Genomic DNA, 13,152 nt, shown 5'->3' with positions numbered 1-13,152 from the left:
AACCCTAATTTCCTTACTATATTGGAAATTAGGGTTTTATTTACTATTCATTTACGGTGTACCAGCCAATCCCCATAAAATAACAACCGCTACAAAATAAATTGCTTTAATCGCCACTACTAAACATAATGAAGCAATTGCATATTTACTTAATTCTCTTCTTGCACCTATTAAAGTGAAAATAACCGCCAAACTAAATGTTATATAAGAAGTTGCTGTATGTATTAAGTTATACGTAATGTCTAAATTACTTGTAAGTCCTGTTATATCAGCTACAAACTGAAGCATGACGATCGTACTAAAAAAAATTGCAAACTGATTCATTAATTTTCCATTTATTCGTGCTTGCATCGCTGCCCTCCTAACGACTGAATATTCAATTAATTTTATCATCAGATTACAAAAAAAGGAATCATCTCTTTATACTATTGATGCAGAAACAAAAAAGAACGCTCAGTCACCTAAGCGTTCCTTTCTTTAAGAAGCTTTCTTCAAATCAATTTGAGCAAGTACTGGGTCATGATCGCTTACACGTCCGTGCTCTTTCATTATGTTTGAGTTTAAGTGCACTGGATCTACAATTGTGTGCGGTGCGATGTTGTTTGTTACTAAAATATGATCTAACACTTGTGCATTTCCTTCGTGAATGTACGTGTAACGATTCTCTTTCGGCACTGTGTTTAACATATTCTTTAAGTTTGTTCCTTCTAGTGCTTTTAGTGGTTTAGCAAACTCAAAATCGTTCATATCTCCTAACACAACAACTGGTGCATTTGTGTTCTTTTTCTGAATTCCTTGTACAAATTGATTTACTTCTTGTGCTAACTGAATTCGTTTGTCTTCACTTTTTAATACGAGCGGTTGCACTTTTCCAAATGGCGTTGCATCCCCTATTTTTGAGTTTAAGTGATTTGCAACGACAACAACGTTTTGTCCTTGGAACGTAAATTCTGCCGCTAACGGTTTACGTGTACTTTCAAATAATGAACTTTCGTCTCCAATGCGAACCACATTTTTATCAAGTAACTTCGGTACTGCTGCTAATTTCACGCGTGATGGGTTGTAGAAGAAACCGACGCGAATATTCGCTCCTGGTGCTCCTCCGTCTAGATTATTGTTTGGAGCAATTTCTACATACTCATACTTCGGTCCACGAATTTCTAGAACTGCATCAATGATACGTTTTGCGCTCAATGACGCATCTGTTGTACCGTCATTAATTGATCCGTTATTATCTTGCATTTCCTCTACACCGATAATATCTGGCATTTTTAAATTGTATTTAATAGAATACGCTAACGCTTTTACCTTTTCATCTGTTGTTTCTTTTTTATTCGCCGAGAAGTTTTCAATGTTATATGTAGCAACTGTTAACTTATCAAGACGAGGCTGAATATTTGCCCCTACTTGCTTAAATCCACCATCCACTACAGCTGGCAATTCTGTTATTGGCGAAATACGGAAAGAACCGTAATCATATCCTACTACCCCTGTTATATCTCCAGTGAAAGTATCTCCTACTTTTGCTACATAATCGCGAGGCACTTTTACAGAAAGACGCTCTGGGTTTAATTGATTTTCATCTAATAGAGGTGTGCCATATTGTGTTACTATTTTATCTCCACCATTTTTTACTGTTACATATAAATTTCCGTTTTTCTGAGGTGCAATAATTTTTGGTGTTGGCATCGTAACACGCATACCTTCTATACTTTCATAGAAGTCGATTGCATCTTCATTTGGATCAAATAAACCAAATGCATCATTATCAATAATCTGATCCGGGATTTTCACACCGTTTTCCCCAAGTACAATCGGTGCTGGTAAAGATTGATCTTTTGCGATTACAACAACGCGACTCGCCTTAATTTCTGTCGTCGTTAAGTCTGTTTCAAATCGCTCTGCATATCCTGGTCCAACATATTCTTCTACTACTCCATCAACTTGAATAAGATCTCCTACTGCTACATTCGCATCTTTTTTGTATACGTACATACCTTCTGAAGTAGCTGGATCATTATCTAGCTGATTGTCTTCTATATAAAAGCCGTTTTTATCAAGCGCTGTGACAACGCCTTCCACATTGTATACTTTCTTCCCGTTGTAAGGAGACATATGTGATTTTCCTTGAATGTCATGAATACGAACCTGTTCATTATTTACGATAATAAACGAAAACGTCGAAATTGCTGAAGAAGTAAGCCCTTCTTTTTCTGCGATTGCTTTCACTACACTATTTTCATTCACTACAATTTGTCCATTATAACGAACGCTTTTATTAGTAGGATTAGAGCCATCTAACGTATAGTAGATTGTTGCCCCTTCTGTATTCGTCATTAATGTTACCGCTGTTCCTTTAGCAACTTCTCCACCGTTCGGTGAAGCTACTACATCGCTAACACGGTTTTGGCCTTCACCTTGAAACTTATAAGCTGTTACTGATTTTAAACCTGGGTTACTAAAATATAATTCAAGAGTCCCAGTCAAACTAACTTTCTTCCCGATATTTTCAGGATGATCTTTTACATTCACTGCCGTTCTCACATCACCTTTTGGCAACTGAACAGGCATGATTTTGTCTGGATTCGTTTCGTTTGGCGAATCTGCAATTGCTACGTTTGTATCATCAAACTTAGCTGGATCCTTCGTATATTTAGAAGAACTTTGCGTATATCCAACAATGTACCCTTCCACTATCCCCTTCGTTTTCCCTTGCTGCTTAAATACTTGAATTGCTTTTTCTACTGACATAGAAGCAGTTTCTTCTGCTTGCGCTAAAGTTCCAGTAAATGAAAGCAATAGCAAGAATGATAAAAAGACACTTAACAATTTCTTCACAGCCATTTTCCTCTCCATATTTCATATTTTCTCAGCATTTCTATCATAACAAATGATTCGTTATATAGAACTATTTTTCGACAAATTTTACAAAAGATTTATTTAATTTACAAGCTTTCAACCTATAATACAAAATAATAATTTTACACCTTCTACAAATGCACTCTATAATGTTAGAGAGAGAAAACAGAAAATATCGACATTTGATTGGCATGTAAAATGGATTCATTTGAATAGGAGTGATTGGATGGAAGTGCAAACAGAAACATACCGCGCAGCTATGAATGGAACATTAGAACGTCATTTTTCAGATATGATTGCTGTTATACCAACTAGAATTACAATTGAGCAGTTAAAACAGCGGCTAGAGACTATCGCTACTAAAGTTGATGAGTTAAAAATTGTTTATAGTGATGAGACAAGCCTTATTTTTGAGTTACATATGGATGAAGCAATCATACCGTATGAACTGCATATTGATGAGGCGAATGACCCAGAAGAATACAAAATGTACAATAGACAAGATTCTACAATCGTAGATCGTAATTTTGAAGATGCGGCTTTCGGCACTGAAATTTTCACTCGTACGCTATTTGTAGGCGATGTACTGGACTGCTTTTTCCAGCAGTTACAGTTTTTATGGAATCTCGCCCCAGATTTGTTATTTGTAATCGATTCAAGTGCAGCAATGAAAGTGATATCTAGAAGCTATATTGAATATCACGTTGAAAATGAATTATTACCTGACATTCCTGACTTGTACGTTATTCATTCTGTTTATGAAGACGATAAAGATGATGAGCCTACGCAATATTGGTTTCATACACACGGTCTTTTAAGAGCAGGCGTAACTGAAATAGAGTTAATTATTCCAAATCGCATTTCTTCCTACTACGGCATTAGCGATCTCTTTCAAACATTTGCTAATAATGCGGTTGAAAATGGACAAGTCCCTATGAATGAGCCTATCGTTATCGCGCATAGTCAGCAAGGTTCTATACATACAGTCGCTGTTCCGTGGGAAAAAGGATTATCTTATATAGGGCATAAAACGAGTATGGACCAATTATCTTCAATCGAGGATGAAGAAGTGAAACTACAACCAATAGATGCACAAAATACATTCTTAGGCGGAATGGATGCCCGAGATGAATACCATCAATCTCCATCCGTTCTCTTATTCAAATTTAATACTTCAGAAGAATATATTGAAAGTTTTTTCAAAGAACAAGAGGAAGCTACAGGGCTCATGTTCTATAAAACAAATAGTGAAACCAATCGTATGGCTTACAATGCCAAAAATACTTTCGGGTATTTCAGCAACATTTTTCACATTGAACAATCAAATGAAGATTTTCGTTTCCTTGCTAAGTTTGGTGTCTCCTACGAAGAAGGAAAAAGTGAACATATGTGGTTTGAAATGCAAAACATTACGGAAGATTTCATTCAAGGAATACTCATTAATGAACCATATTTTATAGAAGATATGAGTGAAGGAAAAAGTTATTATTTAGATTTTGATAACTTAACAGAGTGGGTTATTTATGCAGGAGATGCCGTTATAAAGCCAAATAACTTATATATGTTTATTGGCGAATAAATATTTTATATAACAAACGAAACGTCTTCAATATGATTGAAGGCGTTTCTTATAGTTTATTGTGCGATTAATTCAGCATCTATTACTTTCTCCAAATGGGATAATACACGCTTTGCAGCTTCCTCACCTTGATTAATACAATCTGGAAGTCCAGCACCAGCATAGGAGCTACCTGCCAAGTATATACCAGGCAACTCTTTCTGCATAAATGTTGTGAGCTTTTTCATTCGCTCATTATGGCCTACTGTATATTGAGGCATCGCTTCTTTCCAGCGGCTTACGATTGTAAATTCTGGATCCTCTGTAATATCCATCGTTTTTCTTAAATCTTCTAGTACGAGCTGAACGAGTTCTTCTTCAGTTTGTTCTACAACCGCTTCATCACCAGCACGTCCAACGTAACAGCGAAGGAGTGTTTTTCCTTCTGGCGTTGTATGTGGCCATTTTTTATGCGTCCACGTACATGCTGTAATCGTGTAATCGCTATTTCGTGATACGACAAATCCTGTACCATTAATATCGCGCCGGATTGCTGACTTTTGGAAAGCAAGTGCCACATTCGCAACGGATGTGGCCGGAATATTACGGAAGAAACGAAACTGCTTGTACTGAGCAAACATGGACGGCAATACTTTATGCGAAGTTGCCACTACGATGGCGTCCGCTTCTATTTCTTTTCCATTACTAAGAGTAATTGTATAACCATCACCCTGTTTTGCAACTTTTTCAATGCGAGTTCCCTTTATTATCGTACCTTCATGCATCTTTACTTCGAGAGATTCTACGATAGATTCTAAACCTGTTTTCACTGTTTGGAAGATTCCTTTTTTCGGTTTAGCTTTCTCTTCTTTCGGAGCGAGCGTACGCATACCGAGTGAAATACTGCGATGTTTCTGCTCAATCTGATACATTTGCGGGAATGTTGACATTAAGCTCATTTCATCAATATCCCCTGCATAAATACCCGATAGTAACGGTTCTATTAAGTTTTCAACCACTTCGTTTCCGAGGCGATGTCTGAAAAATTGTCCGAGTGATTGGTCAGATACTGGCTTTGACCTCGGCATTAATAGATCAAAACCAGCTCTTAGTTTACCAATTGGGGAGAACAGCCCGGAAAATAGAAACGGCGTAATTTGCGTTGGAATTCCCATCATTGATCCGCTCGGCATTTTATGTAACCGATTGTTTACGAGGATAAATGATTGACCGGCTTGATTATTTACAAGTTCATCGCCAAGACCTAATTCTTTCACTAATCTAGCTGCACTTTCTTTTCGTGCTAAGAAAGAATCCGGTCCGCGTTCAATTGTAAATCCATCTTTTCGAACGGTTTGAATTTTTCCGCCAAGTTTACCCGATGCTTCTATAAGTAATGTATCAATCGGCAAGTTTTTTTCATGAATATTTTTTTGTAAGTTATACATTGCTGTTAATCCCGTTATGCCTCCGCCGACGATCACAACTTTTTTCCTCAAGCAGGCTCCCCCTTTCTTCTTACAGTACAGATTCTTTTTTCTTTAATACAACATCTGTTAAACAATCAATAAATGCGTCCGATGCATTTGGCATTTCTGGACGATAATATTTCGCACCAATTTCATCCGTTACAACTTTACACTCAAAGTCGTTGTCATATAAAACTTCTAAATGTTCAGCAACAAATCCAACTGGTGCATATACGAATGAAGTATAACCGTGCCTTTCATTTAGTTCTCTCGTTAAATCTTGTACATCTGGACCAATCCAAGGATCTGGTGTGTTTCCTGCACTTTGCCAGCCTACTGCATAGTTTGCTACTTCAGCTCCGCGCGCGATATAATCAGCTGTTTCATTTAATTGATCTGGATATGGATCGCCCATTGCAATAATTTTCTCTGGTAAGCTATGTGCAGATACGATTAATACTGCTTTTTCACGCTCTGCATCTGACATACCGTTATATATACCTTTCACTGCATCAACCCAGTACTGGATGAATTTCGGCTCTTTATACCAGCTATCGATGCTGTGAATTGTTAAGTTCCCAAGTTTCTCAGCTTCTTCTTGTGCTCGTCCAACGTATGATTTCACGCTAAACGTAGAATAGTGAGGTGCAAGAACAAGTGCGATTGCATCTTGTATTCCGTCGTTATGCATATCTTTCACCGCATCTTCAATAAACGGTTCAATATGTTTTAAACCAAGATACATATGGTACTCTACTTCATCTTGCACTTCATTTAAACGCTTCTCTAACTTCTTAGCTTGCTCTAATGTAATAGTAGCTAAAGGAGAAATACCACCAATTGCACGGTAACGCTCTGTTAAATCTTCCAGCATTTCAGGACTTGGCTTTCTTCCTCTGCGAATATGTGTATAGTAACGTTCAATATCTTCTTCTTTATATGGCGTTCCATATGCCATTACAAGCAAACCAATTTTCTTTTTCATACAGCAATTCTCCTTTACTTCGCTAACTGCCCTTTAGAGTATTCATGAATAAATGTAGTTAAACGTTTTAATGTATCTGGATTTACTTCTGGGAATACACCGTGTCCTAAGTTAAAGATATAACCAGGCTCTTTCATCCCTTGATCTAAAATACCTTTTACATGTTCTTCAATAACAGACCATGGCGCAAGTAAGAATGAAGGGTCCATATTTCCTTGTACCGCCTTATGAACGCCGCGTGCACGTGCTTCTTCAATTGGTAAACGCCAGTCTAAGCCGACTACATCAAGCGGTAAATCGTGCCACTCATTCACTAAGTGTGCAGCTCCTACGCCGTGCATAATCATCGGTACACCCATAGGGCGAACTTCTGCAAAAATACGCTCCATTGCTGGTTTAATAAATACGCGGTAATCTGCTACATTTACTGTTCCAACCCAAGAATCGAAAATTTGAACTGCTTTTGCTCCTGCGTTAATTTGCGCTTTTAAATATGTAATAACCATATCTGCTAGCTTATCCATTAAAGCAAACCAAGCTTTTGGCTCTGCATACATGAACGCTTTCGTATTATGGTAGTTACGAGATGGACCGCCTTCAATCATATAGCTCGCTAATGTAAATGGAGCTCCTGAAAAACCGATTAACGGTACGTCTAACATTTCTGTCGTTAATAAACGAATTGTATCTAGTATGTACGGTACATCATCTTCTGGATTGATTTCCCCTAGTTTTTCTACGTCTTGTAAAGAACGGATTGGGTTATCGATAACTGGGCCAATACCTGATTTAATTTCTACATCCACACCAATTGCAGGTAGTGGTGACATAATATCTTTATAAAGAATTGCTGCGTCTACGTTATATTGATCAACCGGCAATTTTGTAACGTAAGCACATAACTCTGGATTGTGTGTAATTTCAAATAAAGAATACTTTTCTTTAATCTTTCTATATTCCGGCTGTGAACGACCTGCTTGACGCATATACCATGCTGGTACATAATCGGTACGTTCCCCCCTACATGCTTTTAAAAATGTCTCATTTATAGTTCTTACCAAGACCCTTGCTCCCTTCCTTACCAATGCTTCGAATACGTTCGATATTTATCTTTTTTTACTATACAGCTTGTAAAAACAAAATGCATAATATTATGTACGTTGTTCATTAAATTGACACAAACATTCGTAAAAACGCTTACTATTTTCACAACATTCTTATTATAACACAGAGAAAAACTATGGTTTAGCTACTTTTGACTTTTCTCCTTCGCGATTCGTTTGTGTATTGTATGGTACAACGTAAAAGCTCGGTTTTGAAAATATGTTAACGAACTTTTCCTCATATTCTCCAGCACCATTTACAGTGCTAACATGCGTATGAATTCCATTCTCCACTCTATAGATTCGGTACATAATTCTGTTATCTGGAAGTGGCGTCCAACTTAATTTTGCTTTAAATAAACCGAAAGGGCTAAATGATAGTTTCATTTTTACATCTTCAATTCTACGCAGCCGAATCGGAGCACCGATTGTTTCCACACCTTCAGGCTTCATAAACTTCTCTTTATGTTCTACATTAGCCTTCGTTAAAATTTTCTTAAACAATTTTGTCGCAGATGCACTTTCTCCTTGCAACTGATGTTCCTTATCCGTACGGTCATAACCAATCCAAACAGCGCCTACTAAGTTCGGTGTATAGCCGACGAACCACATATCTCTTGCTCCCTTATCGTCATTTGGCAATGAAGTTGTACCTGTTTTTCCAGCTAACGCACCGTTATATACACCTGCTCTCGCTGTCCCTTCCTTCACAACTCCTTCTAACATTTTCGTCATATACCATGCCGTCTGTTTCGAAAAAATTTTCGTCTCTACTTTCGGTGATTCCCCAATGACTGCACCGTGTCTATTTAATACTTTATCAATAACGTGCGGCTCAATAATATTGCCATTCGCTAAAAATGAACGATACATTTTTACAAGATCAAATGTTGAAACACCATTTTTCAATCCGCCAAGTGCTGTACTTAAACCAGCATCTGCAATATGGACATTTCCTTTTTCTAAATATTGCTTTCCTTCTTCTACCCCTAACTCATTTAATAGAGAAACTGCTGGTACGTTTGCCGACTCTAAAATCGCATCATACATCGTCATTTCTTTTGAATACTCATGATTATAATTTCGAGGTTCATACCCTTCAAAAGAATTTCTTTCATTCGTTAATAAAGAATACGGATTATACTTTTTCGTTTCTAGTGCTGGTGCATAAACGATAAGTGGTTTTAAAACAGATCCGGGCTGCCTTTTGGCAAAAACACGATTAAATCCTCTCGGGACGTACTTTCTTCCCCCAATCGCCGCTTTAATCCCTCCCGTACGATTATCCATTAATAAAAATGCACCTTGAGCCCCCTCTTCTTTCCCAGGAAAATTCCTTGCATCTTGAAACTGGTTATACGCTACCTTTTGAATTTTTTCATCCATAGGTACGACAAACGTATATCCTCCGCGAAGTACTTCTTGATGAGACAACCCGTATAAACGAGCGGCTTCATCTATGACCATATCAATATACGGCATATATGCAAGCTCATTTTCATCTAAGTTTTTATATAGAGCAATTATCTTCCCTTGATAACGAACGCTTTCTTCTGCAGTCAAATAGCCTTGTTTATGCATAAGTGACAACACGAGATCGCGGCGTTCCTTACTCTTCTCTGCAGAGTAGTACGGTGAATATCCGTTTGGTGACTTCGGAAGACCTGCAAGCATTGCCCCTTCCTCTACTGTTAAATCCTCAACATTTTTATTAAAATACAGCTTTGCTGCTGCTTGAATACCGTAAGCCCCATGACCAAAATAAATATGATTCATATACATTTCAAGAATTTGTTGCTTCGTATATTTTTGCTCTAATTGAAGAGAAATTGCGACTTCCTTCAATTTGCGCGTAAATGTTTTTTCACGAGTTAAAAAGACATCTTTAGCGAGTTGCTGCGTAATGGTACTACCGCCCTCTAGCTTTTCTCCAGCTAACGTATCTTTATAAAGAGCACGGAATATAGACGGATAATCAATTCCTTGATGCTCATAAAAACGAGAATCTTCCACCGCAACAAACGCCTGCTGCACATACTTCGGAATTTGCTCGATCGGTACGAGCTCCCTATTTTCTACGTATAATTTCGTAATTTCTTTCCCTTTCTGGTCAACGATACGTGATGAAGAGTGGAAAACGAGCTGCTTTTCATCCATCATATAGCCACCAGCTAACACGATAAGTTTATAGAGTACAATCGCTACTATAAACGTTGCGACGCCACCTAATAAAGTCCACTTTACTTTCTTCATACATCGGCCTTCTTTCCAAATGATGGTACATTTATTATTTGAAAAAGAAGTATCTTTATGTATATAATCTTCGAAGTTTTTTAAGAGAGTTGATATAATAGAAACAAACTATTAAGGGGGCATTAAAATGAAGGCTATTATTTCATACGAAACACCTCTAGAACAATCACATTTCACTGCAAAAAATGATGAGAAAAATATGTTTTATAAAGAAAATACAGAAGAATCTGTAGAAGGCTCACTTCAGTATGACGTACTAGATGCTGTCGGTGAATTTAAAGGACAACCTGGCTATATCGTTTGTAACAATATTTCTGTAACAGACGAAGGTCGCCCAGTATTTGAAAACCGTTTTAAAAACCGTGCAGGCCTTATTGAAAACGAACCAGGATTCCAAGCGATCCGTGTTCTACGCCCATTAAGTAACGATACATATGTCATCTTAACGATGTGGGAAACGGAGCAAAACTTTAAAGACTGGACAGAATCACGTTCATTCGAAAACGCTCATAAAAAACGTCCTGCACAAGCAGAAGGACAAGCACAGGCGCATCCACATGCAGAACAGCAAAAGAGTATTTTCTCTCGTCCTTCTTTTGTGACTACTTTTGATGTGTTAGTTTAATTAAAAAGTAATACAACACTAGCAGTACGTGAAATTATATCAACGATTTTTCRAATATATCTATCACATCTTTGAATATATCAACGATTTTTCAAATATATCTATCACATCTTTGAATATATCAACGATTTTTCAAATATATCTATCTTCAAATATATCTATCACATCTTGAAATATATCAACGATTTTTCGAATATATCTATCACATCTTGAAATATATCAACGATTCGACTAAAGGTATCCATTTAATAACAAAAAGGAAACACCACTACACATCGGTGTTTCCTTTTTCTTTGTACCAATTATATATACGAAGCGAATCTTTTTTCTCATATGCTTTACTTCATAACCGCGCCCGGCTACCGCTACAAGAGTTGTACATAATTCATCTTTTCTTTGAAAATACGATTGATTATAACCTACTGCTTGAACATGTCTTCTTCGCATTATTCCTGTATATTTCGAAAAATTACGATATACAACCGTTAGTTGATTTTCTCTTAATTCATAACCACCACTTTTATATCTAGCATACGCAAGTAACGAAAACACGATAAATAACGGTAAAATAACAAACAACGCAATATATTGTTTAAAATATATACTCACGCTGGCAATTAGAACTGTGAGTATGATACTTATTAACCAGCCCATAATGAAATAACGACGCAACGCTGTTTTTGGTAAGTGAACGATCTCCGCTTCGATTTCATAAGGTAACTCTAAATATGTGAGCAGGTGCTGTACATCTTTTTTCTTCATAAATGGATGCAACATTACTTCGTTACTTGCTGCTCCAATACTTTGAATTGCTTCCACTTCAACAGCACAATAGCCAAACGGCTGGCGAAGCATACCTTCTTTTACAGTAATCGCTTGAATGCGGTGCAATTTTAAGACAAACTCTTTCTTTTCAAATAATCCTTGAACGATACGAATCTCTTCCCCTTTTCGCCCAATTTTAAAGTTTGCATATTTCAACACATATCCAGCCGTGGAAATAATCCATGAAATTGCCATTAAAATTAATGCAATTACAATTAGTTTATAAACACCGTTTCCCATCACATACGCTTCTACTTTACTTGTGAATCCTTCAGGAAGAACAAAATCAAACTTTGTGTAAAGAAGTACTAGTCCAGAGAACACTAGTCCGAACCGACCAGATGTAATCGCTGCGGCTAAAACCTCTTTCGCTGTTAACTGATAAACCGTCTTGCTTTCTTCCTCTTCTATTTCTTCTTTTACAGTAGTTTCTTTCTTATGTAATACAGAGATTAAATGTTTTGCCTCGTCTTCTTTAATACCAGCCAACATCACTTCTGGTTCATTACCACCACCGGCTACTTCTATATTTAACTTCATGAGTCCGAGCATTTGATAAATGAAGTTAGAAGACGTACTAATATTTTGTACACGCTCTTTATTTAAATAGCTTTCCTTCTTTACAAAAACACCGTGCTTTACATGTAACATATTATTCTCAATCCAGTACACTTTAAAATACCATTTAATTGCTGAAAAAATAGCCATGATGAATAAAACAACCAGAAGGAAAAGATAAAATAAATACCAAGGTTCCACTTGTTCATCAGGTTTAAATAAAACAAGAATAATAAGTGGCAACAAACTCGCAACCCTAATACCTAACAATATCGTGATCGGATGTTGCCTCTTATACATCCTCATCACTCACTTTCGCAAGTTCTCCAATTTGTCTTTTCAGCTGTTCTGCTTCTTCTTTCGTTAAACCTGGGATACTATGAGAAGTTGCGGCTGTTGAAATGTGTAATTCTGCTAAATTATACTTTCTCATAATCGGCCCTTGCTCAATCGTTACGTGCTGCACACGGATCATCGGAATAAGTACGCGTTCTACAACAAACATTCCCTTTTGAATCTCAATCTCTTCTTCATTTAATCTGTAACTATAATAGCGCTGACGTAAATTTGGAAACACAAAATAATCAAGTGGAATAAATGTAATGGCTCCTGTTACTAATAGTCCAAACAACCACCCCCACCAGTTAAAGTTAATCATGAAAAAGAAATATGCAATTACGACTGTTAGTATAACTGCCGCCCCAATTAAAGCGTGCATCCTCCACACTTTCAGCATATTAGAATGAATCTCCCTTTCTAACGGCTGCATCTCATCACTCCAATTCTATGAATTTATTACTTATATATTATCAAAAAATAAGGTTTTATATACATTTTTGTAAATTTATAGTCAAATAAATATAAGTGAATCAAAAGCATGTTAAAAAACATATATTATAAATATGAATTATATTAGA

Annotated in this window: 9 protein-coding genes and 1 pseudogene; 2 read left to right on the top strand and 8 right to left on the bottom strand. The window is 36.8% G+C overall.

Annotated features, from left to right (window positions below):
• Positions 1-51: 51 nt before the first annotated feature.
• Entirely contained in the window at positions 52-351 is a 300-nt protein-coding gene (locus ASE54_RS17610; protein WP_001148894.1) for a hypothetical protein, read from the bottom strand.
• A 126-nt stretch (positions 352-477) separates the two neighbouring features.
• Complete coding sequence (locus ASE54_RS17605) at positions 478-2,844, bottom strand: DUF6359 domain-containing protein (protein ID WP_000279271.1); 2,367 nt, start codon at positions 2,842-2,844, stop codon at positions 478-480.
• Between the two features lie 241 nt (positions 2,845-3,085).
• Between ASE54_RS17605 and ASE54_RS17600 the strand changes: the two genes are divergently transcribed.
• Positions 3,086-4,438, top strand: a complete 1,353-nt coding sequence (locus ASE54_RS17600; RefSeq protein WP_000453728.1) for a DUF4026 domain-containing protein — start codon at positions 3,086-3,088, stop codon at positions 4,436-4,438.
• A gap of 56 nt (positions 4,439-4,494) precedes the next feature.
• On the opposite strand, the gene hemY is transcribed toward ASE54_RS17600, so the two are convergent.
• The 4 genes from hemY to ASE54_RS17580 form a co-directional block, all read right to left on the bottom strand.
• Positions 4,495-5,916 carry a protoporphyrinogen oxidase gene (gene hemY / locus ASE54_RS17595; protein ID WP_001228109.1) on the bottom strand — a complete coding sequence of 474 codons (1,422 nt, stop codon included), beginning with the start codon at positions 5,914-5,916 and terminating at the stop codon, positions 4,495-4,497.
• 19 nt (positions 5,917-5,935) lie between these two features.
• Positions 5,936-6,871: a ferrochelatase gene (gene hemH / locus ASE54_RS17590; protein WP_000726788.1), complete on the bottom strand. Its 936-nt coding sequence runs from the start codon at positions 6,869-6,871 to the stop codon at positions 5,936-5,938.
• A 14-nt stretch (positions 6,872-6,885) separates the two neighbouring features.
• Entirely contained in the window at positions 6,886-7,932 is a 1,047-nt protein-coding gene (gene hemE / locus ASE54_RS17585; RefSeq protein ID WP_000252608.1) for a uroporphyrinogen decarboxylase, read from the bottom strand.
• 177 nt (positions 7,933-8,109) lie between these two features.
• A complete protein-coding gene (locus ASE54_RS17580; RefSeq protein ID WP_000756275.1) occupies positions 8,110-10,227 on the bottom strand; it encodes a PBP1A family penicillin-binding protein in 2,118 nt (705 codons plus the stop codon).
• Positions 10,228-10,354: 127 nt separating this feature from the next.
• Here ASE54_RS17580 and hmoB point away from each other — a divergent pair, with 127 nt between their 5' ends.
• On the top strand, positions 10,355-10,852 hold the full coding sequence (gene hmoB, locus ASE54_RS17575; protein ID WP_000644094.1) for a heme-degrading monooxygenase HmoB: 498 nt from the start codon (positions 10,355-10,357) through the stop codon (positions 10,850-10,852).
• A 268-nt stretch (positions 10,853-11,120) separates the two neighbouring features.
• Here hmoB and ASE54_RS17570 read toward each other — a convergent pair.
• Both ASE54_RS17570 and ASE54_RS17565 read right to left on the bottom strand, forming a co-directional pair.
• Positions 11,121-12,535: pseudogene (locus ASE54_RS17570) on the bottom strand (PH domain-containing protein).
• On the bottom strand, positions 12,528-13,004 hold the full coding sequence (locus ASE54_RS17565; protein ID WP_001182726.1) for a PH domain-containing protein: 477 nt from the start codon (positions 13,002-13,004) through the stop codon (positions 12,528-12,530). The pseudogene ASE54_RS17570 and the gene ASE54_RS17565 overlap by 8 nt, the downstream one beginning before the upstream one ends.
• Positions 13,005-13,152: the final 148 nt, after the last annotated feature.

It is taken from the genome of Bacillus sp. Root131 (genome assembly GCF_001429475.1).
GTDB classification, from domain to species: Bacteria; Bacillota; Bacilli; order Bacillales; family Bacillaceae_G; genus Bacillus_A; species Bacillus_A thuringiensis_S.
The sequence above is the reverse complement of the archived record's forward strand: the minus strand, read 5'-3'. Positions and strand labels throughout refer to the sequence as shown.

Bases quoted from the DNA above. Each gene is read 5' to 3' on its own strand.
- ASE54_RS17610 (WP_001148894.1), bottom strand. From the start codon at position 351: ATGCAAGCACGAATAAATGGAAAATTAATGAATCAGTTTGCAATTTTT.
- ASE54_RS17605 (WP_000279271.1), bottom strand. From the start codon at position 2,844: ATGGCTGTGAAGAAATTGTTAAGTGTCTTTTTATCATTCTTGCTATTG.
- ASE54_RS17600 (WP_000453728.1), top strand. From the start codon at position 3,086: ATGGAAGTGCAAACAGAAACATACCGCGCAGCTATGAATGGAACATTA.
- hemH (WP_000726788.1), bottom strand. From the start codon at position 6,871: ATGAAAAAGAAAATTGGTTTGCTTGTAATGGCATATGGAACGCCATAT.
- ASE54_RS17580 (WP_000756275.1), bottom strand. From the start codon at position 10,227: ATGAAGAAAGTAAAGTGGACTTTATTAGGTGGCGTCGCAACGTTTATA.
- hmoB (WP_000644094.1), top strand. From the start codon at position 10,355: ATGAAGGCTATTATTTCATACGAAACACCTCTAGAACAATCACATTTC.
- ASE54_RS17565 (WP_001182726.1), bottom strand. From the start codon at position 13,004: ATGCAGCCGTTAGAAAGGGAGATTCATTCTAATATGCTGAAAGTGTGG.